Below are 22,349 nucleotides of genomic sequence, written 5' to 3' on the forward strand. Positions count from 1 at the left end.
GATGACTCCAGAAGTTGCGGTCGACCTGTTCCGTGAAGCGCTGTGGCTGACCACCATGATGGTCGCCGTGCTGGTGGTACCGAGCCTGTTGGTCGGCCTGCTGGTGGCGATGTTCCAGGCCGCGACCCAGATCAACGAACAGACCTTGAGCTTCTTGCCGCGCCTGCTGGTGATGCTGGTCACCCTGATTGTCGCCGGCCCGTGGCTGGTGCGCACTTTCATGGAATACATCCTGCAGTTGTACGGCAGTATTCCGCAGTTGATCGGCTGACCTGCCCATGCAATCCGTGTTGGCTTTGACCGACACCCAGATCAGTACCTGGGTGGCGTCTTTCATCTTGCCGATGTTTCGTGTGACGGCGGTGCTGATGACCATGCCGGTGTTCGGCACCACCTTGGTCCCGCGACGTATCCGCCTGTATTTTGCCGTTGCCATTACCGTGGTGATTGTCCCCGGGCTGCCGCCGATGCCGCCGGTGAATGCCCTGGACCTCAGCGCGTTGTTGCTGATTGCCGAGCAGATCCTGATCGGCGCATTGCTGGGCTTTTCGCTGACCCTGTTCTTCCAGGCGTTTGTGATCGCCGGGCAAATTATCTCGATCCAGATGGGCATGGGCTTCGCGTCCATGGTCGACCCCACCAACGGCGTGTCGGCAGCGGTGATCGGGCAGTTCCTGACCATGCTGGTGACGTTGCTGTTCCTGTCGATGAATGGCCATCTGGTGGTGTTCGAGGTCATGACTGAGAGCTTCACCACCTTGCCGGTGGGCTCGGGGTTGGTGGTCAACCATTTCTGGGAGTTGGTCGGTCGCCTGACTTGGGTGCTGGGCGCTTCGCTGTTGCTGGTGCTGCCGGCAATCACCGCGCTGCTGGTGGTCAACATCGCGTTTGGGGTGATGACCCGTGCGGCGCCGCAGTTGAATATCTTCTCGATCGGTTTCCCGCTGACCCTGGTGCTGGGCATGGGGATTTTCTGGGTCGGCATGGCTGACATTCTCAATCAGTATCAACCGCTGGCGACCGACGCCTTGCAGTTTTTACGTGATCTGGCACGGGCGCGCTGAGCCATGGCCGAGAGCGAGAGTGGTCAGGACAAAACAGAAGACCCCACGGAGAAACGTAAGAAGGAATCCCGGGAAAAGGGCGAGATTGCCCGCTCCAAAGAGCTCAATACACTCGCCGTGATGCTGGCCGGCGCCGGTGGCCTGTTGATCTACGGCGGCGGCCTGGCGCTGGACCTGATGGAGCTGATGAAGCTCAACTTCGCCTTGCCCCGTGAGGTGTTGCTGAGCCCCGGCGCCATGGGCCTGTACCTGCTGCACTCGGGCAAGATCGCCCTGCTGGCGGTGCAGCCGGTGCTGATCACGCTGCTGCTGGCGGCGTTGATCGGTCCGGTGTCCTTGGGTGGCTGGTTGTTTGCCGCCGGCAGCATGGCGCCCAAGTTCAGCCGGATGAACCCGGGGCCGGGGCTCAAGCGTATGTTTTCCGGCAAGGCACTGGTTGAGTTGCTCAAGGCGCTGGCCAAATTCATCCTGATTCTGTTCGTGGCGCTGACGGTGTTGTCGTCCGATATCGACGACTTGCTGCGCATCGCCCACGAGCCGTTGGAGTCAGCCATTATCCACAGCGTACAAGTGGTGGGCTGGAGTGCGCTGTGGATGGCCTGCGGGCTGATCATCATTGCGGCGGTGGATGCGCCGATCCAGCTGTGGGAAAGCCACAAGAAACTGCTGATGACCAAGCAGGAAGTGCGCGACGAGCACAAGGACCAGGAAGGACGCCCCGAGGTCAAACAGCGTATCCGGCAACTGCAACGCGAAATGTCCCAGCGCAAGATGATGGCGGCGGTGCCCGATGCCGATGTGGTCATCACCAACCCGACTCACTACGCCGTGGCGCTCAAGTACGACCCGGAGAAGGGCGGCGCGCCGATGCTGCTGGCCAAGGGCAGCGACTTCACGGCCCTGAAAATCCGCGAAATCGCCGTGGCCAACGACATCCTGCTGCTGGAGTCGCCGGCGCTTGCGCGGTCGATCTTCTATTCCACCGATCTCGATCAAGAGATTCCCGCCGGGTTGTACCTGGCCGTGGCCCAGGTGCTGGCGTATGTCTATCAGATCCGCCAATACCGAGCGGGCAAGGGCAAGCGTCCAGATCCCCTCAAGGACTTGCCGATTCCGCCGGAATTGCGTCGGGATTCCTGAAAGCCACGCTAATTCGCCAAACCTTGACGGAAGGAGCGGGCTGCATACCACTCGTCGTGAATGCCCGCTACCTGTCAACTTTGACAGTAGTCAGCAAAGCCCCCTCGCGGTTCTATTGCCTCAAGCACTGCGCGCAGGCTGTAAACGAGATGCAGGGAGAATGGTTTTGAAACTACTCAGAGGCAAGGTCAAATCTTATGACCCGCACTCCGGAAAAGGTTTGATTGCCCTGAAAGGTGAGGACGACGTGAAAGTGGATCTCATCGGTTCGCGCTGCATTCGGCTCGCGGTGGGCCAGCACGTGGAGTTTCAGGGGATACACCGACCCGACGGTATTTATGCAGTCGGCGTCAGGGTTATCCCGCGAGTTCTTGAGTGATAAGTCAGGAGAACGGCGATGGCAACAGGCACTGTGAAATGGTTTAACGCGGAAAAAGGCTTCGGCTTTATCACTCCGGAGGGTGGCGGGGCTGACGTTTTTGTCCACTATTCCGCGATTCGAGGTGAAGGATTCAAAACCGTTGGCGAAGGTGAAAAAGTGGAGTTTGAAATAACCCAGGGGCAAAAAGGCCCTCAGGCGGAAAACGTGCGCCCCGCGTAAATCCGGCAACATGCCCTCGCTGAGGGCGATCTGTCCCTTGAAGCAAAAGTTGGAAGGCTTCTTGCAACCCGGCCTGCAGGACGCCTCCCGGCGTCAAAACTTTGCTTCAAGGGACACGAGGAATACCGGTGGATCGCTCTCAAATGCTCAGCACGGCCCGTGGCACCCTGACTGACCTCTCGCGGGGCAATCTGGGTGTGCCATTGTTGTTGCTGGTGATGCTGGCAATGATGATGTTGCCGATGCCGCCGTTCTTGCTGGACGTGTTCTTCACTTTCAACATTGCCCTGTCGGTCGTGGTGCTGCTGGTGTGCGTCTACGCCCTGCGGCCCCTGGACTTCGCGGTTTTCCCCACCATCCTGCTGGTTGCCACGCTGTTGCGCCTGGCACTGAACGTGGCGTCTACCCGGGTGGTGATGCTGCACGGCCAGGACGGCCACGCCGCCGCCGGTAAGGTGATTCAGGCCTTCGGTGAGGTGGTGATCGGCGGTAACTACGTGGTCGGTATCGTCGTGTTCGCGATCCTGATGATCATCAACTTCGTGGTGGTGACCAAGGGTGCCGGACGAATTTCCGAGGTGAGCGCGCGGTTTACCCTCGATGCAATGCCTGGCAAACAGATGGCTATCGACGCCGACCTCAACGCCGGTCTGATCGACCAGGGCCAGGCCAAGGCGCGCCGTGCGGAAGTCGCCCAGGAAGCCGAGTTTTACGGTTCCATGGACGGTGCCAGCAAATTCGTGCGCGGTGACGCCATTGCCGGCTTGCTGATTCTGTTCATCAACCTGATCGGCGGCATGGCGGTCGGTATCTTCCAGCACGGCATGACGTTCGGTGATGCGGGCAAGGTCTACGCCTTGCTGACCATTGGTGACGGTTTAGTGGCGCAATTGCCATCACTGTTGTTATCCACAGCCGCAGCCATCATGGTGACCCGTGCTTCGGGTTCCGAAGACATGGGCAAGCAGATCAGCCGCCAGATGTTCGCCTCGCCGAAGGCGCTGGCGGTGGCGGCAGCGATTATGGCGATCATGGGCATTGTGCCGGGTATGCCGCATGTGTCGTTCCTCAGCATGGCGGCCATGGCGGCTGGCGCTGCCTACCTGTTCTGGCGCAAGCAGAACCAGGTGAAGGTCCTGGCTCAGCAGGAAATCGCCCGTCAGCAGGAACTGTTGCCATCGCCGGCCCGCGCCCAGGAAACCAAGGAGCTTGGCTGGGACGACGTCACCCCGATCGACATGATCGGCCTGGAAGTGGGTTACCGCCTGATCCCTCTGGTGGACCGTAACCAGGGCGGCCAGTTGCTTGCACGCATCAAGGGGGTCCGCAAGAAGTTGTCCCAGGACCTGGGCTTCCTGATGCCGACCGTACACATCCGCGACAACCTCGACCTGGCCCCCAGTGCCTACCGCCTGACCCTGATGGGGGTGATCCTGGCCGAAGCCGAGATCTACCCGGACCGCGAACTGGCGATCAACCCCGGCCAGGTGTTCGGTACGCTCAATGGCATTACCGCCAAAGATCCGGCTTTCGGCCTGGATGCGGTGTGGGTCGAAGTCAGCCAGCGCAGCCAGGCGCAATCCCTCGGATATACGGTGGTGGACGCCAGCACGGTGGTTGCCACCCACCTTAACCAGATTCTGTACAAGCACTCCCATGAGCTGATCGGCCATGAGGAAGTCCAGCAATTGATGGGGTTGCTGGCCAAAGCCTCGCCAAAGCTGGCCGAAGAGCTGGTGCCGGGGGTGCTGTCGCTGTCGCAGTTGCTCAAAGTGCTGCAGGCGTTGCTCGCCGAGCAAGTGCCGGTGCGCGACATTCGCAGCATCGCGGAAGCCATCGCCAACAATGCCGCCAAGAGTCAAGATACTGCCGCTCTGGTGGCCGCCGTGCGCGTCGGCTTGTCCCGTGCCATCGTGCAAAGCATTGTAGGCATTGAGTCTGAGCTGCCTGTGATCACCTTGGAGCCCAGGTTGGAACAAATATTGCTCAATAGTATCCAGAAGGCCGGACAAGGCCAGGAAGAGGGCGTTCTGCTGGAGCCGAGCATGGCTGAAAAACTCCAGCGTTCGTTGATCGAAGCGGCGCAGCGCCAGGAAATGGCGGGCCATCCGGTGATTCTGCTGGTGGCGGGCCCGGTTCGAGCGATGTTGTCGCGGTTCGGACGCCTGGCAGTACCGAATTTGCACGTTTTGGCTTATCAGGAAATTCCTGACAACAAGCAAGTGACTATCGTCGCGACAGTAGGGCCCAACGGCTGAGGGTAGTGGGTTATGCAAGTTAAGCGTTTTTTCGCCGCCGATATGCGTCAGGCCATGAAACTGGTCCGTGATGAGCTGGGCGCCGATGCCGCGATTATCGGTAACCGTCGCATTGCCGGCGGTGTCGAGCTGACGGCTGCCCTGGATTACACCCCCCAGGCATTGGCGCCGCGCGTGCCGAACATGGAACTCGAAGACGAGTTGCGCAAGACCGCCTCGCGCATTGTGTCGGCCCAGGCCGAGCTGAGCATGCGTGGCGACAGCGACGCTACCACCAATCGCCAATTGTTCGCCGGCCTGCCGCTGACGGCCGCCGAGCCGCTGGTCGAGCCGACCTTCGTTGAACCGCCACGTCCCGCAGCGCCGGCCCCGGCGGCTGCGGTCGACCAGCGCGTGTTCGACTCGATGCGCTCTGAACTCAACGGCCTGCGTGAACTGCTCGAAGTGCAGTTGGGTTCGTTGGCCTGGACACAGTTGCAAGGCAGCAAGCCGCACCAGGCCAACCTGTGGCGTCGCTTGCAGCGTATCGGCCTGTCCGGCCCGCTGTCCCGCGACCTGCTGGCGCTGACCACCGAGGTCGAAGAGCCCCGCCAGGCGTGGCGCATGTTGCTGGCCCACTTGGCCCGCATGATCGTCACCCCGGAGCTCGAACCGCTGGAAGAGGGCGGTGTGATCGCCATGGTCGGCCCGGCCGGCATGGGCAAGACCACCACCCTGGCCAAGCTGGCCGCCCGGTATGTGCTCAAGTACGGCGCGTCGAGTATCGCGCTGGTGAGCATGGACAGTTATCGTATCGGCGCCCAGGAACAGCTCAAGACCCTGGGGCGCATCCTCAATGTGCCGGTGACCCACGTCGACCCGGGCCAGTCCCTGGCCAATGCCCTTGACCCGCTGTTGCGCAAGCGCGTGGTGTTGATCGACACCGCCGGCCTGCAAGCCAGCGATCCGGCGCTGCGCATGCAGCTGGAAAGCCTGGCCGGGCGTGGCATCAAGGCGAAAAATTACCTGGTGCTTGCAACCACCAGCCAGAAACAGGTTCTTACCGCTGCGTACCACAGCTACAAACGTTGCGGCCTGGCGGGTTGCATCCTCACCAAACTAGACGAAACTGCAAACTTGGGTGAGGTGTTGAGCCTGGCTATCGGTCATGAATTACCGGTTGCCTACCTGACCGATGGCCCGCGGATTCCAGATGATTTGCATCTGCCGCGTCGTCATCAGTTGGTCAGCCGTGCTGTCAGCGTGCAAATGCAAGAAGAGCCTAGCGAGGAAGCGATGGCTGATATGTTCGCCGACCTTTACCACAACCCGGCAAAACGGGTGGGGTGAGGCAGGATGAGCACTGTGAAATGTATCTACATTGATGGTCTGCAAGCGATTCACGCGACCAAGCCGTGTAGCCTGCGTCTAAGCAAGACAAGGTAAAGAAATAAAATGGGCAGCATGCATCCTGTACAGGTGATCGCGGTGACCGGCGGCAAAGGTGGCGTCGGGAAAACTAACGTGTCGGTGAATTTGTCCCTGGCCCTGGCAGAACTTGGCCGTCGCGTCATGCTGCTGGATGCTGACCTGGGCCTGGCGAACGTGGACGTTCTGCTGGGGCTGACACCCAAACACACCCTCGCCGATGTGATCGAGGGCCGTTGCGAGCTGCGCGATGTGCTGCTGCAAGGCCCCGGAGGCATTCGTATCGTGCCTGCCGCCTCGGGCACCCAGAGCATGGTGCACCTGAGCCCGGCGCAGCACGCCGGCCTGATCCAGGCGTTCAGCGATATCGGCGACAACCTCGATGTGCTGGTGATCGACACCGCCGCCGGGATCGGCGAATCCGTGGTCAGCTTCGTGCGCGCCGCGCAGGAAGTATTGCTGGTGGTCTGCGACGAACCCACCTCGATCACCGACGCCTATGCTCTGATCAAACTGCTTAACCGTGACTACGGCATGAACCGCTTCCGCGTGCTGGCCAACATGGCCCAAAGCCCGCAGGAAGGCCGGAATCTGTTCGCCAAGTTGACCAAGGTCACGGACCGTTTTCTCGATGTCGCCTTACAATACGTTGGCGCAGTTCCCTATGACGAGTGTGTGCGCAAGGCCGTGCAAAAGCAGCGTGCGGTCTATGAAGCGTTCCCTCGTTCCAAATGCGCGTTGGCGTTCAAGGCTATTGCCCAGAAGGTCGATACCTGGCCGTTGCCTGCCAACCCGCGGGGGCATCTGGAGTTTTTCGTCGAGCGATTGGTGCATCAGACGAGCGCAGGACCGGTGCTATGACAGCCAGCGGCTATAACCTTTACAAGAAATCGGCACGTGACAGCCAGGGCGAATTGATCGAGCGTTATGCGCCCTTGGTCAAGCGCATTGCCTACCACTTGCTGGCGCGCCTGCCGGCCAGTGTGCAGGTGGAAGACCTGATCCAGGCCGGCATGATCGGCTTGCTCGAAGTGTCGACCAAATATGACGCGAGCAAGGGTGCGAGTTTCGAGACGTATGCGGGTATCCGTATCCGTGGCGCGATGCTCGATGAGGTCCGTAAAGGGGATTGGGCGCCGCGTTCGGTACACCGCAACACGCGAATGGTCAGTGATGCCATTCGCGCAATTGAAGCAAAAACCGGTCGTGACGCTAAAGATCATGAAGTTGCGGCCGAACTCCAATTGAGTCTCGATGATTATTACGGGATTTTGAACGATACCTTGGGCAGCCGCCTGTTCAGTTTCGACGACCTGTTGCAGGACGGCGAACACGAAGGGCTGCACGAGGACGGCGCGAGTGCACATCTCGAACCGTCGCGTGACCTGGAAGATGAGCGTTTCCAGAGGGCGTTGGCGGACGCGATTGCCAATTTGCCGGAGCGTGAGCGACTGGTGTTGGCGCTGTACTACGACGAAGAGCTGAACCTCAAGGAAATCGGTGAGGTCCTGGGGGTCAGCGAATCGCGTGTCAGCCAGCTGCATAGCCAGTGCGCAGCCCGCTTGCGGGGGCGGTTGGGGGAGTGGCGCGCGCGCTGACAGGCAGTGTGGGGACACTGTAGACGCGCCGCGAAAGTCGAAGGCTTTTGCGGGGTCGTGCCGTGGTGCCCTGGGCAGTCCTTTGTTGTGTAACGCCTGTTGATTGAAATGGCGCGTCCAGGTGCTGGGCGCGTTTAAGACTGCTTGGAGGTCGAATTGGACAAGAACATGAAAATCCTCATCGTTGATGACTTCTCAACGATGCGGCGGATCATAAAAAATCTGTTGCGTGACCTTGGGTTCACCAACACGGTCGAGGCGGATGACGGCCTTACGGCGATCCCGATCCTCAACAGTGGGAGCATCGACTTTCTGGTAACGGACTGGAACATGCCGGGCATGACCGGTATCGACTTGTTGCGCCACGTGCGCGCCGACGAAAAATTGCGCAGCCTTCCCGTGTTGATGGTGACCGCCGAAGCCAAGCGTGAACAGATCATCGAAGCCGCCCAGGCCGGGGTCAACGGTTACGTGGTCAAGCCATTCACTGCACAGGCGTTGAAAGAGAAGATCGAAAAAATCTTCGAGCGCATCCACGGCTAACGCCATCGCAGGGGGAGCTATGGAGCATACAGAATCATCACAGAAAGACTTTGAGTCGACTCTGAAAAAACATGCCCACCAGTTGGTCGAAAGCCTGGAAAAAGGTCAGTTCGGCGACGCGGTGCAGTTGATCCATGAGCTCAATCAGACGCGTGACCGCGGCCTGTATCAGGAAGTGGGCAAGCTGACACGTGAGCTGCACAGTGCGATCGTCAATTTTCAGATTGACCCGCACATGCCCCAGGCCGAAGAAATTTCGCAAATCACCGATGCCACCGAACGCTTGTCCTATGTGGTCAGGCTGACTGAGGCGGCGGCCAACCGCACTATGGACCTGGTGGAAAACGCCACGCCGCTGGTCAACGGCATGGCCAACGAAGCCCAGGCCCTCAGCGTTGACTGGGGCCGCTTCATGCGTCGCGAAGTGGGCGCCGAAGAGTTTCGTGAATTGGCGCGTCGGGTTGAAGGTTTCCTGTCGCGCAGTGAGCAGGACAACCGTACGGTTTCCAGCAACCTCAACGACATTTTGCTGGCCCAGGATTACCAGGACCTCACCGGTCAAGTGATCAAGCGTGTGACCCAGTTGGTCACCGAAGTGGAAAGCAACCTGCTCAAATTGGTGCTGATGGCCGGCCAGGTCGACCGCTTTGCCGGTATCGAACATGACCGCGCAGCGATCCTTTCGGAAAAAGATCCACAAAAACATCTCGCCAAGGGTGAAGGTCCGCAGATTCATGCCGATAAACGTGAAGACGTCGTATCCGGTCAAGATGACGTAGACGATTTGCTGTCCAGTTTAGGCTTCTAAGGAGCACCCACATGAGCTTCGGCGCCGATGAAGAGATCCTTCAGGATTTCCTTGTAGAGGCCGGCGAAATTTTAGAGCAACTGTCCGAGCAACTGGTCGAGCTGGAAAGCCGCCCGGATGATGCGAACCTGCTCAATGCAATTTTTCGCGGTTTTCACACTGTAAAAGGGGGCGCCGGCTTCCTCCAGCTCCATGAGCTGGTGGAGTGCTGCCACATCGCCGAGAACGTGTTCGACATCCTGCGCAAGGGTGAGCGTCACGTTGATTCGGAATTGATGGACGTGATTCTCGAAGCCCTGGATGCGGTCAATGGCATGTTCAGCCAGGTCCGTGAACGCGCGCCGATCACGGCTGCCACGCCCGAGCTGCTGGCCGCCCTGGCGCGCTACGCAGAGCCTGCCGACACCTCGGCCGCGCCGGCGGTGGAAGCCGCCCCGGAACCGGAACCGGTTGCCGAGCCTGAGCCGGATGTGACCGATAGCGAGTTCGAGCAACTGCTCAACTCCCTCAGCGCGGCGAAGGCCGAAGCCGAAGCTCCGGCGGCACCTGCTGCCGTGCCGACCAGCGAAGACATCACCGACGCCGAATTTGAATCCTTGCTCGACCAGTTGCATGGCAAGGGCCAGTTCGCCGCCGATGCCGTGGCGCCTGCCGCAGCTTCCGAAGCGCCTGCGGCCCCGGCCAGCACCGACATTACCGACGACGAATTCGAAGCGTTGCTCGACCAACTGCACGGCAAAGGCACGTTCGCGGCCGAAGCCCTGCCGGAAGTTGCCGCGACAGCGGCTGCGCCGACGGCTGCCAAGCCGCCTGTTACGCCGCCTGCCAGTGCGCAGCCAGCCGGCGACGGGCTGATCTCCGAGCACGAATTCGAAGCCTTGCTCGACGAATTGCACGGCAAGGGCAAGTTCAGTGAAGTACCCCCGACGGCGGCTGCGACCGCTACCCCGGTAGCGGCGAAACCTGCACCTGCACCTGCTGCTGCACCTGCTGCTGCACCTGCTGCTGCACCTGCTGCCGCCAAGCCGGCTCCTGCTGCTGCGCCGGCCGCTGCAGCGCCTGCACCGGCGCGTGCCGCCGCTGCACCAGTGGCCGAAAAGCCGGCCAGCGAAGCCGAAACCACTGTGCGCGTGGACACGGCGCGGCTGGACGACATCATGAACATGGTCGGCGAACTGGTGTTGGTGCGTAACCGCCTGGTACGCCTGGGCCTGAGCAGTGGCGACGAGTCGATGCAGAAGGCCGTGTCGAACCTCGACGTGGTCACCGCCGACCTGCAGACCGCTGTGATGAAAACGCGGATGCAGCCGATCAAGAAAGTCTTCGGCCGCTTCCCGCGCCTGGTTCGTGACCTGGCGCGCCAGCTCAAGAAAGAGATCAACCTGGAGCTGGTGGGGGAAGAAACCGACCTCGACAAAAACCTGGTCGAGGCCCTGGCTGACCCGCTGGTCCACTTGGTGCGCAACGCAGTCGACCACGGCGTCGAAACCCCTGAAGAACGTGAAGCCTCGGGCAAGTCCCGCGGCGGCAAGGTGATTCTGGCGGCCGAGCAAGAAGGCGACCATATCCTGTTGTCGATCACCGATGACGGCAAGGGCATGGACCCGACCATCCTGCGCAACATTGCAGTCAAGCGCGGTGTGATGGACAAGGATGCCGCCGACCGTCTGACCGACACCGAGTGCTACAACCTGATCTTCGCCCCGGGCTTCTCGACCAAGACCGAGATTTCCGACGTGTCTGGTCGTGGCGTCGGCATGGACGTGGTGAAGACCAAGATCAGCCAGCTCAACGGCTCGATCAATATCTACTCGACCAAGGGCCAGGGCTCGAAGATCGTGATCAAGGTGCCGTTGACCTTGGCGATCATGCCGACCCTGATGGTGATGCTGGGCAACCAGGCGTTCGCGTTCCCGCTGGTCAACGTCAATGAGATCTTCCACCTCGACCTGTCGCGCACCAATGTGGTGGATGGCCAGGAAGTGGTGATCGTGCGTGACAAGGCGCTGCCGCTGTTCTACCTCAAGCGCTGGCTGGTTGCGTCGGCTGCCCATGAAGAGCAACGCGAAGGCCACGTGGTGATCCTGTCCGTGGGCACCCAGCGTATCGGCTTTGTGGTCGATCAACTGGTGGGCCAGGAAGAAGTGGTCATCAAGCCTTTGGGCAAAATGCTGCAGGGAACCCCGGGCATGTCGGGTGCGACCATCACCGGTGACGGTCGGATCGCGCTGATTCTCGATGTTCCGAGCATGCTCAAGCGTTACGCCGCTCGGCGTATTTGATTCTGGTGGGGGTTGGGCAATCGTGCCGCCCCACCTAACGGAGTGTTTATGGCAGTCAAGGTCCTGGTGGTGGACGATTCGGGTTTCTTCCGCCGCCGCGTCTCGGAAATTCTTTCCGCCGATCCGACCATTCAGGTGGTCGGCACGGCCACCAACGGTAAAGAGGCGATTGATCAGGCCATTGCGTTGAAGCCGGACGTGATCACCATGGACTACGAGATGCCGATGATGGATGGCATCACGGCAGTTCGCCACATCATGCAACGCTGCCCGACCCCGGTATTGATGTTCTCGTCGCTGACCCATGAAGGTGCCCGGGTAACCCTGGATGCGCTGGACGCGGGTGCGGTGGACTTCCTGCCGAAGAATTTCGAAGACATCTCGCGCAACCCCGAGAAGGTCAAGCAGATGCTGTGCGAGAAGGTGCACAGCATTTCCCGCAGCAACCGCCGCAGCCTGTTCAGCACGCCTGCGCCAGTGGCGGCACCTGCGGCACCTGCGGCACCTGCGCCGACCAGTTCCTCATTCGCGCGTCCGGCGCCTGCGCCAGTGGCGCGGCCCGCCGTGGCTCCCGTCCGTGCTTCGGCGCCGAGCGCTCATTCGCCCGCGCCCAAGCGCAAAGCCTACAAGCTAGTGGCTATCGGTACCTCAACCGGCGGCCCGGTCGCCCTGCAACGCGTATTGACCCAACTGCCGGCCAACTTTCCGGCGCCGATAGTGCTGGTGCAGCATATGCCCGCCGCGTTTACCAAAGCCTTCGCCGAACGTCTGGACAAGCTGTGCCGCATCAGCGTCAAGGAAGCCGAAGACGGCGACATCCTGCGTCCTGGCCTGGCGTTGCTGGCGCCGGGTGGCAAGCAGATGATGGTGGATGGCCGTGGCGCGGTGAAAATCCTGCCGGGCGATGAACGCCTTAACTACAAGCCGTGCGTGGATATCACCTTCGGTTCGGCGGCCAAGTCCTACGGCGACAAAGTTCTGGCGGTGGTGCTCACCGGCATGGGCGCCGACGGCCGTGAAGGCGCACGCCTGCTCAAGCAGGGGGGCAGCACGGTCTGGGCCCAGGATGAGGCCAGCTGCGTGATCTATGGCATGCCCATGGCCATCGTCAAGGCCGACCTGGCCGACGCCGTGTACAGCCTGGACGACATCGGCAAGCACCTGGCGGAGGCCTGCCTCTGATGGATGTGTTGAGCTTGATCGGTATCACCCTGGCGTTTGTCGCGATCATCGGCGGCAACTTCCTCGAAGGCGGCCACCTCGGCGCCTTGGCCAACGGCCCGGCGGCGTTGATCGTGATCGGCGGCACCGTGGGCGCAGCCTTGCTGCAATCGCCCCTGAGCTCGTTCAAGCGTGCCATGCAGATTCTGGTGTGGATCATTTTTCCACCGCGTATTGACCTGCTCGGTGGCATCGATCGTGTGGTCAACTGGAGCCTCACCGCGCGCAAGGAGGGCCTGCTGGGTCTGGAAGGCGTGGCCGATGCCGAGCCCGACAGCTACGCGCGCAAAGGCTTGCAGCTGCTGGTGGACGGCGCCGAACCGGAAGCGATCCGCAGCATCCTCGAAGTGGATTTCTACACACAGGAAAGCCGTGACATCAACGCGGCCAAAGTCTTTGAAAGCATGGGCGGCTACGCGCCGACCATTGGCATCATCGGTGCGGTGATGGGCCTGATTCACGTCATGGGCAACCTGGCCGATCCGTCGCAATTGGGCAGCGGCATTGCCGTGGCATTTGTCGCCACCATCTATGGCGTGGCCAGTGCCAACCTGGTGCTGTTGCCGGTGGCCAGCAAGCTCAAGTCGATCGCCATGCGTCAGTCACGTTACCGGGAGATGCTGCTGGAAGGTTTGCTGTCGATTGCCGAGGGCGAGAACCCGCGCTCCATCGAATTGAAGCTCCAGGGCTTCATGGATTGATGGCGATGGCTATCAACCTGTGGCGAGCGAGCTTGCTCGCGCTGGGCTGCGAAGCAGCCCCAATACAGCCTACCTATTTCTTCAGATGGAGCGCGTCGCCTGGTTTTGGGGCCGCTTCGCGTCCCAGCGCGAGCAAGCTCGCTCGCCACAATCACAATGAAGCGGTCAATCTTGGTCAGAGAGGTGTCTGCCTGTGAGCCGTCGCCGTCGCGAGCCTGAAGAACACGTCAATCATGAGCGCTGGCTGGTGTCCTACGCGGACTTCATCACCTTGCTGTTCGCGTTTTTCGTGGTGATGTATTCCATCTCGTCGATCAACGAAGGCAAGTACAAGGTCATTTCCCAGGCGCTGATCGGGGTGTTCAACGACACCGATCGCTCGATCAAGCCGATTCCCATCGGTGATGAACGACCCAAGACCGTGACCCCGGCCAAGCCGCTGGTCAACGACAGCGATGAAGTCGCCGCCGGTATCGGCGGCACCAGCGACCCGCTCAAAAGCATCGCCGACGATATCAGCGCCGCGTTCGGTGACCTGATCAAGTCCAACCAGATGACCGTGCGCGGCAATGAGCTGTGGGTGGAGATCGAGCTTAATTCCAGCCTGCTGTTCGCCAGTGCCGATGCCATGCCCAGCGATCAGGCGTTCACCATCATCGACAAGGTGGCGGCGATTCTCAAACCGTTTGAAAACCCGATCCATGTCGAAGGCTTTACCGACAATTTCCCCATCAACACCGCGCAGTACCCGACCAACTGGGAGCTCTCATCGGCCCGCGCCGCTAGTATCGTGCGCATGCTGGCGATGCAGGGTGTGAACCCTGAGCGCCTGGCGTCGGTGGGCTATGGTGAATTCCAGCCGGTGGCCAATAATGCGACCGCCGAAGGCCGCGCACGTAACCGCCGTGTGGTATTGGTGGTGTCGCGCAACCTCGATGTACGCCGTAGCCTGACGGGTACGGGAACGGCTAATGCAACACCGGATGCGGCATTGAGGCGGGCTGGCACACAAACTGCACCGCCTGTGGTCAAGCCGCCGGTTCGGCAGGGGAGCGTCAATTCCCCGTCACTGGCTCAATAACTGATGCAATGTCTCGGTCGCGCTTTTGCCCACCGGGAGGAACCAACCGAATGAGAGTCTGGGCAGTTGCCAATCAAAAGGGTGGAGTCGGCAAGACCACCACCTCCATCGCCTTAGCCGGCTTGCTGGCCGAAGCGGGCAAGCGTGTGGTCGTGGTCGACCTCGACCCCCATGGCTCCATGACCAGCTATTTCGGCTACGACCCGGATGCGCTGGAGCACAGTTGCTACGACCTGTTCCTGCACAAGGGCAGCGTACCCAGCGACTTACCGGGGCAATTGCTGCTGCCCACCAGTAACGAAAGCATTTCCCTGCTGCCCTCCAGTACCGCGCTGGCGACCCTTGAGCGCCAGTCGCCGGGGCAGAGCGGGCTGGGCCTGGTGATCGCCAAGACCCTGGCGCAGCTGTGGCAGGACTTCGACTACGCCATTATCGACAGCCCGCCGTTGCTCGGCGTGCTGATGGTCAACGCCTTGGCGGCCAGCCAGCAACTGGTGATCCCGGTGCAGACCGAGCACTTGGCTGTCAAAGGCCTGGAGCGCATGGTCAGTACCCTGGCGATGATCAACCGCTCGCGTAAACAGGCGCTGCCGTTCTGCATTGTGCCGACCTTGTTCGACCGCCGTACCCAAGCGTCCCTCGGCACCTTGCGGGTATTACGCGATGCCTACCCGGACACCATCTGGAATGGCTACATCCCGGTCGACACGCGCTTGCGTGACGCCAGCCGCGCGGGCCTGACGCCCTCGCAGTTCGATGGCAAAAGCCGTGGCGTGCTGGCTTATCGTGCGTTGCTCAAGCACCTGCTGGCCCAGCAGCTTGTAGCGCAGGTGGCTTGATGAACCGTCCTGTCAAACTCAAGACCCGGCCGCAATTGGCACTGGAGTCCTACCTGGACGCCTTGCTGCAGGATGCGACCGAGGAACCTTCGCCGGAACCGGTGCTGGAACCTGAACCGGCGATCGCCGCAGACACTATGCTGGATGAATTCCAGCTGGCCGTATTGGAAGAGCAGGCGCGTGACGCCTATGTCGTGGTCGCCCCTGTGGTGGCGCCGGTCGTGGCGGCAGTGCCGGTTGTGGCGCCGGTCGAGCCGGTCGTGGTTGAGCCCGTTGCAGATGTGCACCTGCCACCGAGCATCACACCGCCGCCGGACACCGGTGACGGCCGCCCATACTGGGCCGCCGAGCCCTTCGAATGCCTGTTATTCGATGTCGCCGGGCTGACCCTGGCGGTGCCGTTGGTGTGCCTGGGTTCGATCTATTCTCTGGAAGGCCAGGAACTGACACCGTTGTTCGGGCAACCGGATTGGTTCCTCGGCATCCTGCCCAGCCAGGCCGGTAATCTCAAAGTGCTGGATACCGCCCGTTGGGTGATGCCCGATCGCTACCGCGACGATTTTCGCCAGGGCTTGCAATACGTGATCTCGGTGCAGGGCTACGAATGGGGGTTGGCGGTGCATCAAGTCAGCCGCTCGTTGCGCCTGGACCCGAACGAAATCAAATGGCGCAGCCACCGTGGCCAACGACCCTGGCTGGCAGGCACCGTGATCGAACATATGTGCGCATTGCTCGACGTCGCCGAACTGGCCGAATTGATCGCCAGCGGTGCCGTCAAGTCGATGCCTGCGCACCCGCGCAGTTGATTGAACAATAAGGCCCGCATGCGAATGCGGTTAGCGAAGCACACACGCCGGTTGAGCCGGCATTGAAGGGGTTCTAAGCATGAACAAATCAGCGTCCGCACAAGGTTCGGAAGATCCAATCCTGCAATGGGTTACCTTCAAACTGGACAACGAAACCTACGGTATCAACGTGATGCGCGTGCAGGAAGTGCTGCGCTACACCGAGATCGCTCCGGTTCCGGGGGCGCCAAGCTATGTGCTGGGCATCATCAACCTGCGCGGCAACGTGGTGACGGTGATCGACACCCGCCAGCGTTTTGGCCTGGACACGGTCGAAGTCAGCGACAACACGCGTATCGTGATCATCGAAGCCGACAAGCAAGTGGTCGGGATCATGGTCGACAGCGTGGCGGAAGTGGTTTACCTGCGCCAGTCGGAAGTGGAAACCGCGCCGAACGTGGGCAATGAAGAATCCGCCAAGTTTATCCAGGGCGTATGCAACAAGAACAACGAGCTGCTGATTCTGGTTGAGCTGGACAAGATGATGAGCGAAGAAGAATGGTCGGAACTGGAGAGCATCTGATTGTTCTTCGAGGCGGCGGTGATTGTCCTGGCCCTGTTGTGGGCTGGGACTTTGGCTTTCCTGCTGCGCTACCTGCGCCAGCAACGGGAATTGGCCCAGCAGCAGGCTGAGCGCGATGCCTTGCGTGACCGACGCATCATCGATCTGGTCAAGCGTGTTGATCACTTTCAGCAAACGACGGTGAAGGTGGGGGATGAGGTGCATGAACTGCGCGCCATCCTCGGGCCATTGCCGGACAAGCTGGCGCAGATTGAACAGCGTGACCCGACGAGCTTGTCGTTCGCCCAGGCGGCGAAGTTGGTCGGCATGGGCGCTACGGTGGATGAGCTGACGCAGTCGTGTGGGTTGACCCAGGCGGAGGCGCAGTTGATGAGCAAGCTTCACAAGAGCTGAGTGGGTCCTTACCTGTGGGAGGGGGCTTGCTCCCGATTGCAGTGGGTCAGGCACCCGATTCATCCACTGGCCCACCCTCATCGGCAGCCCCCTCGTACAGTGTCGTTGTTCGGGCCCAACGAATTAATTTCCCTCACCCAATGACTTTTTCCCCCTCACCGAATGTCCACATCCTTCAGGAACCCTCAACCCCTGGAGTCACCCACCCATGACCAGCCCCAAAGCTCTATTGATCCTTCACGGCAAACAAGCCTTGAACGAGGACGTGCGCGCGGCCGTACAGGCTCGGCGCGAGCAGGGTGATGAGTTGGCCGTGCGGGTCACATGGGAAGGCGGCGACGCCCAACGCCTGGTCAATGAAGCCCTGGCTGACGGCTACACCCACATCATCGCCGGTGGCGGCGACGGTACGCTGCGTGACGTCGCCGAAGCCATGGCCCGGGCCAACACCGACGCCAGCCTGGTCCTGATGCCCCTGGGCACCGCCAACGACTTTGCCCGCGCCGCCGGCGTGCCGCTGGAACCTGCACAGGCATTGGCACTGCTGGACGTGCCACCTCGGGCCATCGACCTCGGCCAGGCCGGCGGGCAAATCTTCCTCAACATGGCCACTGGCGGCTTCGGCAGCCAGGTCACCGCCAATACCTCGGAAGACCTGAAAAAGGTCCTGGGCGGCGCCGCCTACCTGTTCACCGGCCTGACCCGATTCAGCGAATTGAAGGCGGCCTATGGTGAGCTGGAAGGCCCCGGCTTTCACTGGAAAGGTGATCTGCTCGCGCTCGGTATCGGCAACGGTCGCCAAGCGGGCGGTGGGCATGTGTTGTGCCCGGGCGCGTTGGCCGATGATGGCTTGCTGGATATCAGCATTCTGCCGGCGCCCCAGGAAGTGGTCGGCACTTTGCTGACCCTGATGAGTGACGGCTGGGGCCTGGACAATATGTTTGTGCGGGCACGTTTGCCCTGGGTCGAAATCAAGGTGGCCGAAGGGTTGTACATCAACCTGGATGGTGAGCCGCTGCAGGGCGACGATTTGCGCTTCAGTGCGTTGCCCAAGGCCTTGCGCGTGCACTTGCCGCTGGGCTCGCCCCTAGTCGTCCAGGCTGATGATCTGCTCGCGAACGGCGAATAACACCAGGCCGGCGACGTCATAGATCTGCAGGCGTTTCATGATCTGCGAGCGATGGGCTTCCACCGTCTTGATGCTCAAGCCCAGTCCCTGGGCGATTTCCCGGGTAGATTTACCGCGCACGATCAAGCGCAGGATCTCCAGCTGGCGTGCCGTGAGGGTGTGGTTGTGGGCGACGGGAGAGGCCGGCCCCTGGCTGCGGATCAATGCCTGGTTGATCACGGTGTGGGCAATGGCGGGACTCAGGTAGCGCTCATTATTGCGCAGGGCCAGCAAGGCGTGTTCCAGCTCGTTGGCCGTGGTGTCCTTGAGCAGATAGCCGTGGGCGCCGGACTCCAGCGCGCGCATGATCAACTCGGGGTCGGTGTGCATCGACAGGATCAGCACCTTGCTCTTGGGGTAGGCCGCTTTGAGCTGCTGCAAGGCATCCAGGCCACCGGTGTGTTTCATCGACAGGTCCAGCAGCACGATGTCCGGCTGCAAGGTGCTGAAGGCTTCCAGCACTTGCGCGCCATCGTCGGCTTCGCCAATCACGGTGTAGCCGGGGATATCCTGGATCAGCGCGCGCACGCCGGCCCGGATCAGAGCGTGGTCATCCACCAGGAGTAGTGTGCAAGTCACTCAAGAGCCTTAGGGGCGCTGGCCCGTTCGAGGGCGCGGGGCGCCCAGGGGAAAAGTGCGTCGATCCGTGTGCCCTGGCCGGGTTGGCTGTTGACGGACAAAGAGCCTCCCAGTTGATCGATCCGTTCGACCATGCCGGCCATGCCCCGCTGGCCCATCAGGCCCGGGTTGGGCGCGGGTGAAAAGCCACGGCCGTCATCGCAGATCATCAGCGACAAGCCTTCGGGCAGGCGCTGCAGGCGCACCCGCAGGTTCTGCGCCTGGGCGTGGCGGAGCATGTTGGTCACCGCTTCCTGGGTGATGCGAAAGGCGGCCACGGCCATTTCTTCGGGGATGCCGGTCAACCGTTGCTGGCATTCCAGGCTCCAGTGGATCGGGGTGTTTTCCAGGGTCTTGAGCAGGTGCGCGCGCAGGCTGGCTTCCAGGCCCAGGCTGGCCAACTGGCGCGGGTTGAGAATCGCCGATACGTCACGCACTTTGGCCAGGGTCTCATTCAGGGTATTGCACAGCACCGTGCATTGGCTTTGCAGGTCGTCCGGCAGTCGGCGCTTGAGCCATTCGCTTTGCAGTTTGGCGGCGGTCAGCAATTGGCCGATGTCATCGTGCAGGTCGCGGCTGAGCCGGTGGCGTTCGTTTTCCTGGACTTGCAGCAGGCGGTCGGCCAGTTCCTGGGGCTGGAACTTGATGGATTTGCGCGAGTGCCATTGCTGAACGCCCACCACGATCAAGGTGATGAGGTTGAGCAGAAGGATCGAGAGCGGCAGGGGGGCGTTGTGGCTATAGGCCCACAGGCTGACCAGCAACGAGCACAGGCACAAGGCGAGGACCAGGCGGCGGGCATTGCTGCGGGACACGGACCTTGTGATGAGTGACTTGAGGCTGGCGTACATAGCGGATGGAGCCAATGAAGGTTCGCTGCGGGAAAGCCGGTCATGGGGGGTGACAGGCCTTTGTTTGGAATACGGTGCCGAATCGTTTTTGGACATGATGAAGTTGAGTCACTTCGAGCGGGGCATAGTACCACCACTATTACCGTCGGTCGCCTGGCGCCTCGCTCGATTGGCTTATTAACCAAGCCAATACCCTGAGTGGTAATCCCAGAGTTCAAAGTGAGTGAGTAGTTGTATTAATGAACCGGGTTGCAGACATGGCTAATTGATATATCGGCCGCGCAAGATCGCCTCGACCGACTAACCCAAGGTCGTTTTTAGATAACTAACCGATTAAATACGACCTGGTCATTGCTCAAACCGTGTGGTGCGAACGTGATTGTGGCTTATTGCCGAAGTCTTTTTGTGGGATTTGCAAGGTGACCGTCGCAATCAGCGTTGTTTGTTCGCTTTCATCCAGCGCCAGTTCGCCGGTGCGCGTGTCGATCAACTCCAGTTGCCAGGCCAGCAGCGTCAGGCAGTCGTGCAGGGCGTCAAGTGCCTGATCATGCAATTGCATGGGGTTCACGGCGTTGGCAATCAGGCATTGCAGATGCCTGGAGAATTCACTGATCGCCTGCAATGCCAGACCTTCGGCTTTTTCCGCCAGCTTGGCGAGGCTGGCTTTCATGCAGTCGATGGCATCGCTGTCGTTGCGAATCAAATGCAGGTGGCTCAAGCACTCTTCCGATTTGGCCAGCAGCATTTCGGCTTCCAGCAGGAACTCGGGAAGTGTGGTTTGCCATTCGTTTGCGCTATTCATCATGTAAGTCTCCGCAACATAAGGTCGGGTGATGAGATGTCGCACCGGGTGAATGGCGTAAAACTACTGCTGAAATATGACTGGAATCTGTAGGTCGGTTCTGAGATTGCAGTAGGAACGTTATTGAATTGACCACAAAAGCCGCGCGTGGCCCTCGCTGTCCGGGGCGATTGCACAACTTTAGTTGCCGCCGACAGAGTGCCTGGAAGACCCGTGGGATGTGGGCTTGGTGTGGCAAACAAAAGCCTGACTCCATTCATGCAATGAGAATGGCGTCACATTAATGGCTATTAGATATCGCGAATATCAGGTTGGACCTGATTGTGTATAGGGGAATCCCTTATACGATGGAACCCTAAGTCGATTCGGGTGTCGCGCGACGTTGCGGCAATGCCGGATGAAGGCGCAATTCAGTAAACCATGATGTCAGTGTGACATCAACTGATTTACGTGGCATTTTACTGGGGTCAAGGTCTGGCGATTGCCGCCGATAACTAGTCTTAACTGAGTTGCACAATTTCTCAGCGTGAATTCAACGCGCACATCAGGAGCTTTTAATGGCCGGCATTCTCGACACCGTAGATCAACGCACGCAGCTGGTGGGTGAGAATCGCCTGGAGATTCTCATGTTTCGCCTGGCCGGGCGGCAGTTGTTCGCGATCAATGTGTTCAAGGTGCAGGAAGTCCTGCAACTGCCCAAGCTGACCCTGATGCCCCAGCGCCATCCATTCGTGTGTGGCGTGGTCAACCTGCGGGGCCAGACCCTGCCGGTGATCGACCTGTCCCAGGCCATCGGCATGCGCCCGCTGGTGCCGGGGCCCGACAGCACCATTATCGTCACCGAGTACAACCGCTCGGTACAGGCGTTCCTGGTGGGGGGCGTGGACCGCATCGTCAACATGAACTGGGAAGCCATCCTGCCACCGCCGACCAGCGCCGGGCGTCAGCATTACCTGACCGCCATCAGCAAGGTCGATGATCAGTTGGTGGAAATCATCGACGTGGAAAAAGTCCTCGCCGAGATCGTGCCGTATAACGCCAAGGTCTCCCGGGAAAAACTCGAAGACCCGGTGCTGGAGCGCGCCCGTGGCCGCGAAGTACTGCTGGTGGATGACTCCAATGTCGCCCTGGCGCAACTGCGCGACACCCTCGGGCAGCTCGGCGTGAAGATGCACATCGCCAGCGACGGCCTCAAGGCCCTGAATATGCTCAAGACCTGGGCCGACAGCGGCCAGGTGATGACCGACAAACTGCTGATGATCTTCACCGACGCCGAAATGCCTGAGATGGACGGCTATCGCCTGACCACCGAGATCCGCAACGATCCACGCTTGCGCGGCCTCTATGTGGTGCTGCACACCTCGCTGTCGGGCAGCTTCAACGAGTCGATGGTCAAGAAGGTCGGCTGCGACAACTTCCTGTCCAAGTTCCAGCCGGACAAACTGGTGGACGTAGTCCGCCAACGCCTGACGCTGGATCTGTAGTGAGCGGGCTTGCCCCGCGCTGGGGGGGCGCAGCCGCCCCAACAGGGACGCCGCGGTGTATCAGAAAAACCGAGGTGCCTGGATTTGGGGCGGCTGCGCCCCCCAGCGCGGGGCGAGCCCGC

General features: G+C 60.7%; 24 protein-coding genes. 21 read left to right on the top strand and 3 right to left on the bottom strand.

Annotated elements, in window-relative coordinates; genetic code table 11:
• Nucleotide 1 precedes the first annotated feature (1 nt).
• The 20 genes from fliQ (at nucleotide 2) to yegS (ending at nucleotide 18,433) form a co-directional block, all read left to right on the top strand.
• Nucleotides 2-271, top strand: a complete 270-nt coding sequence (gene fliQ, locus MJP36_RS11090) for a flagellar biosynthesis protein FliQ (RefSeq protein ID WP_060756026.1) — start codon at nucleotides 2-4, stop codon at nucleotides 269-271.
• Nucleotides 272-278: 7 nt separating this feature from the next.
• Nucleotides 279-1,064 carry a flagellar biosynthetic protein FliR gene (gene fliR / locus MJP36_RS11095; RefSeq protein WP_060756025.1) on the top strand — a complete coding sequence of 262 codons (786 nt, stop codon included), beginning with the start codon at nucleotides 279-281 and terminating at the stop codon, nucleotides 1,062-1,064.
• A 3-nt stretch (nucleotides 1,065-1,067) separates the two neighbouring features.
• Entirely contained in the window at nucleotides 1,068-2,204 is a 1,137-nt protein-coding gene (flhB, locus tag MJP36_RS11100; RefSeq protein WP_060756024.1) for a flagellar biosynthesis protein FlhB, read from the top strand.
• 166 nt (nucleotides 2,205-2,370) lie between these two features.
• Complete coding sequence (locus tag MJP36_RS11105) at nucleotides 2,371-2,583, top strand: S1 domain-containing protein (protein ID WP_372241678.1); 213 nt, start codon at nucleotides 2,371-2,373, stop codon at nucleotides 2,581-2,583.
• Between the two features lie 18 nt (nucleotides 2,584-2,601).
• Nucleotides 2,602-2,805 (top strand): cold-shock protein, encoded by a 204-nt coding sequence (locus MJP36_RS11110; protein ID WP_244385359.1) that lies wholly within the window; start codon nucleotides 2,602-2,604, stop codon nucleotides 2,803-2,805.
• A 143-nt stretch (nucleotides 2,806-2,948) separates the two neighbouring features.
• Nucleotides 2,949-5,063 carry a flagellar biosynthesis protein FlhA gene (gene flhA, locus MJP36_RS11115; protein WP_218580543.1) on the top strand — a complete coding sequence of 705 codons (2,115 nt, stop codon included), beginning with the start codon at nucleotides 2,949-2,951 and terminating at the stop codon, nucleotides 5,061-5,063.
• A 12-nt stretch (nucleotides 5,064-5,075) separates the two neighbouring features.
• The gene (gene flhF / locus MJP36_RS11120; RefSeq protein WP_161549132.1) at nucleotides 5,076-6,392 is read left to right on the top strand and encodes a flagellar biosynthesis GTPase FlhF; all 1,317 of its coding nucleotides are present in this window, start codon (nucleotides 5,076-5,078) and stop codon (nucleotides 6,390-6,392) included.
• Between the two features lie 105 nt (nucleotides 6,393-6,497).
• On the top strand, nucleotides 6,498-7,331 hold the full coding sequence (gene fleN, locus MJP36_RS11125) for a flagellar synthesis regulator FleN (protein WP_003192912.1): 834 nt from the start codon (nucleotides 6,498-6,500) through the stop codon (nucleotides 7,329-7,331).
• The gene (gene fliA, locus MJP36_RS11130) at nucleotides 7,328-8,068 is read left to right on the top strand and encodes an RNA polymerase sigma factor FliA (protein WP_060756019.1); all 741 of its coding nucleotides are present in this window, start codon (nucleotides 7,328-7,330) and stop codon (nucleotides 8,066-8,068) included. Before fleN ends, fliA begins: the two co-directional genes overlap by 4 nt.
• Before the next feature lie 168 nt (nucleotides 8,069-8,236).
• On the top strand, nucleotides 8,237-8,611 hold the full coding sequence (locus MJP36_RS11135; protein WP_160385018.1) for a chemotaxis response regulator CheY: 375 nt from the start codon (nucleotides 8,237-8,239) through the stop codon (nucleotides 8,609-8,611).
• A 19-nt stretch (nucleotides 8,612-8,630) separates the two neighbouring features.
• The gene (locus MJP36_RS11140; protein ID WP_060756018.1) at nucleotides 8,631-9,419 is read left to right on the top strand and encodes a protein phosphatase CheZ; all 789 of its coding nucleotides are present in this window, start codon (nucleotides 8,631-8,633) and stop codon (nucleotides 9,417-9,419) included.
• A gap of 11 nt (nucleotides 9,420-9,430) precedes the next feature.
• Nucleotides 9,431-11,701: a chemotaxis protein CheA gene (locus MJP36_RS11145; RefSeq protein WP_244385360.1), complete on the top strand. Its 2,271-nt coding sequence runs from the start codon at nucleotides 9,431-9,433 to the stop codon at nucleotides 11,699-11,701.
• Nucleotides 11,702-11,749: 48 nt separating this feature from the next.
• Nucleotides 11,750-12,883 carry a protein-glutamate methylesterase/protein-glutamine glutaminase gene (locus MJP36_RS11150; protein WP_244385361.1) on the top strand — a complete coding sequence of 378 codons (1,134 nt, stop codon included), beginning with the start codon at nucleotides 11,750-11,752 and terminating at the stop codon, nucleotides 12,881-12,883.
• Nucleotides 12,883-13,623 (top strand): flagellar motor protein, encoded by a 741-nt coding sequence (locus MJP36_RS11155; protein ID WP_060756015.1) that lies wholly within the window; start codon nucleotides 12,883-12,885, stop codon nucleotides 13,621-13,623. The genes MJP36_RS11150 and MJP36_RS11155 overlap by 1 nt, the downstream gene beginning before the upstream one ends.
• A 193-nt stretch (nucleotides 13,624-13,816) precedes the next feature.
• Entirely contained in the window at nucleotides 13,817-14,704 is an 888-nt protein-coding gene (gene motD, locus MJP36_RS11160; RefSeq protein WP_060756014.1) for a flagellar motor protein MotD, read from the top strand.
• Between the two features lie 50 nt (nucleotides 14,705-14,754).
• Nucleotides 14,755-15,543, top strand: a complete 789-nt coding sequence (locus MJP36_RS11165; protein WP_060756013.1) for a ParA family protein — start codon at nucleotides 14,755-14,757, stop codon at nucleotides 15,541-15,543.
• Nucleotides 15,543-16,349, top strand: coding sequence for a CheW domain-containing protein (locus MJP36_RS11170; protein WP_244385362.1), 807 nt, complete (start codon nucleotides 15,543-15,545; stop codon nucleotides 16,347-16,349). Before MJP36_RS11165 ends, MJP36_RS11170 begins: the two co-directional genes overlap by 1 nt.
• Nucleotides 16,350-16,428: 79 nt before the next feature.
• Nucleotides 16,429-16,911: a chemotaxis protein CheW gene (locus tag MJP36_RS11175; RefSeq protein ID WP_060756011.1), complete on the top strand. Its 483-nt coding sequence runs from the start codon at nucleotides 16,429-16,431 to the stop codon at nucleotides 16,909-16,911.
• Nucleotides 16,912-17,304, top strand: coding sequence for a DUF2802 domain-containing protein (locus MJP36_RS11180; RefSeq protein ID WP_060756010.1), 393 nt, complete (start codon nucleotides 16,912-16,914; stop codon nucleotides 17,302-17,304). It begins immediately after the preceding gene.
• 208 nt (nucleotides 17,305-17,512) lie between these two features.
• Complete coding sequence (yegS, locus tag MJP36_RS11185; RefSeq protein WP_244385363.1) at nucleotides 17,513-18,433, top strand: lipid kinase YegS; 921 nt, start codon at nucleotides 17,513-17,515, stop codon at nucleotides 18,431-18,433.
• On the opposite strand, the gene MJP36_RS11190 is transcribed toward yegS, so the two are convergent.
• The 3 genes from MJP36_RS11190 to MJP36_RS11200 form a co-directional block, all read right to left on the bottom strand.
• Nucleotides 18,392-19,051: a response regulator transcription factor gene (locus tag MJP36_RS11190; protein ID WP_060756008.1), complete on the bottom strand. Its 660-nt coding sequence runs from the start codon at nucleotides 19,049-19,051 to the stop codon at nucleotides 18,392-18,394. The genes yegS and MJP36_RS11190 overlap by 42 nt on opposite strands.
• Nucleotides 19,048-19,941, bottom strand: coding sequence for a sensor histidine kinase (locus MJP36_RS11195; RefSeq protein ID WP_060756007.1), 894 nt, complete (start codon nucleotides 19,939-19,941; stop codon nucleotides 19,048-19,050). Before MJP36_RS11195 ends, MJP36_RS11190 begins: the two co-directional genes overlap by 4 nt.
• A gap of 355 nt (nucleotides 19,942-20,296) precedes the next feature.
• Nucleotides 20,297-20,746 carry a hypothetical protein gene (locus MJP36_RS11200; protein ID WP_178126874.1) on the bottom strand — a complete coding sequence of 150 codons (450 nt, stop codon included), beginning with the start codon at nucleotides 20,744-20,746 and terminating at the stop codon, nucleotides 20,297-20,299.
• A gap of 554 nt (nucleotides 20,747-21,300) precedes the next feature.
• On the opposite strand from MJP36_RS11200, the gene MJP36_RS11205 reads away from it, so the two are divergent.
• Complete coding sequence (locus tag MJP36_RS11205; RefSeq protein WP_060756006.1) at nucleotides 21,301-22,227, top strand: chemotaxis protein CheV; 927 nt, start codon at nucleotides 21,301-21,303, stop codon at nucleotides 22,225-22,227.
• Nucleotides 22,228-22,349: the final 122 nt, after the last annotated feature.

It is taken from the genome of Pseudomonas palleroniana, from assembly GCF_022836895.1.
Classification (GTDB): Bacteria; Pseudomonadota; Gammaproteobacteria; order Pseudomonadales; family Pseudomonadaceae; genus Aquipseudomonas; species Aquipseudomonas palleroniana.

Bases quoted from the DNA above. Each gene is read 5' to 3' on its own strand.
- fliA (WP_060756019.1), top strand. From the start codon at position 7,328: ATGACAGCCAGCGGCTATAACCTTTACAAGAAATCGGCACGTGACAGC.
- fliR (WP_060756025.1), top strand. From the start codon at position 279: ATGCAATCCGTGTTGGCTTTGACCGACACCCAGATCAGTACCTGGGTG.
- MJP36_RS11110 (WP_244385359.1), top strand. From the start codon at position 2,602: ATGGCAACAGGCACTGTGAAATGGTTTAACGCGGAAAAAGGCTTCGGC.
- yegS (WP_244385363.1), top strand. From the start codon at position 17,513: ATGACCAGCCCCAAAGCTCTATTGATCCTTCACGGCAAACAAGCCTTG.
- MJP36_RS11165 (WP_060756013.1), top strand. From the start codon at position 14,755: ATGAGAGTCTGGGCAGTTGCCAATCAAAAGGGTGGAGTCGGCAAGACC.
- MJP36_RS11145 (WP_244385360.1), top strand. From the start codon at position 9,431: ATGAGCTTCGGCGCCGATGAAGAGATCCTTCAGGATTTCCTTGTAGAG.
- flhA (WP_218580543.1), top strand. From the start codon at position 2,949: ATGCTCAGCACGGCCCGTGGCACCCTGACTGACCTCTCGCGGGGCAAT.
- MJP36_RS11140 (WP_060756018.1), top strand. From the start codon at position 8,631: ATGGAGCATACAGAATCATCACAGAAAGACTTTGAGTCGACTCTGAAA.
- MJP36_RS11170 (WP_244385362.1), top strand. From the start codon at position 15,543: ATGAACCGTCCTGTCAAACTCAAGACCCGGCCGCAATTGGCACTGGAG.
- MJP36_RS11175 (WP_060756011.1), top strand. From the start codon at position 16,429: ATGAACAAATCAGCGTCCGCACAAGGTTCGGAAGATCCAATCCTGCAA.
- MJP36_RS11205 (WP_060756006.1), top strand. From the start codon at position 21,301: ATGGCCGGCATTCTCGACACCGTAGATCAACGCACGCAGCTGGTGGGT.
- flhB (WP_060756024.1), top strand. From the start codon at position 1,068: ATGGCCGAGAGCGAGAGTGGTCAGGACAAAACAGAAGACCCCACGGAG.
- MJP36_RS11155 (WP_060756015.1), top strand. From the start codon at position 12,883: ATGGATGTGTTGAGCTTGATCGGTATCACCCTGGCGTTTGTCGCGATC.
- MJP36_RS11195 (WP_060756007.1), bottom strand. From the start codon at position 19,941: ATGTACGCCAGCCTCAAGTCACTCATCACAAGGTCCGTGTCCCGCAGC.
- flhF (WP_161549132.1), top strand. From the start codon at position 5,076: ATGCAAGTTAAGCGTTTTTTCGCCGCCGATATGCGTCAGGCCATGAAA.
- MJP36_RS11135 (WP_160385018.1), top strand. From the start codon at position 8,237: ATGAAAATCCTCATCGTTGATGACTTCTCAACGATGCGGCGGATCATA.
- fleN (WP_003192912.1), top strand. From the start codon at position 6,498: ATGGGCAGCATGCATCCTGTACAGGTGATCGCGGTGACCGGCGGCAAA.
- fliQ (WP_060756026.1), top strand. From the start codon at position 2: ATGACTCCAGAAGTTGCGGTCGACCTGTTCCGTGAAGCGCTGTGGCTG.
- MJP36_RS11200 (WP_178126874.1), bottom strand. From the start codon at position 20,746: ATGATGAATAGCGCAAACGAATGGCAAACCACACTTCCCGAGTTCCTG.
- MJP36_RS11150 (WP_244385361.1), top strand. From the start codon at position 11,750: ATGGCAGTCAAGGTCCTGGTGGTGGACGATTCGGGTTTCTTCCGCCGC.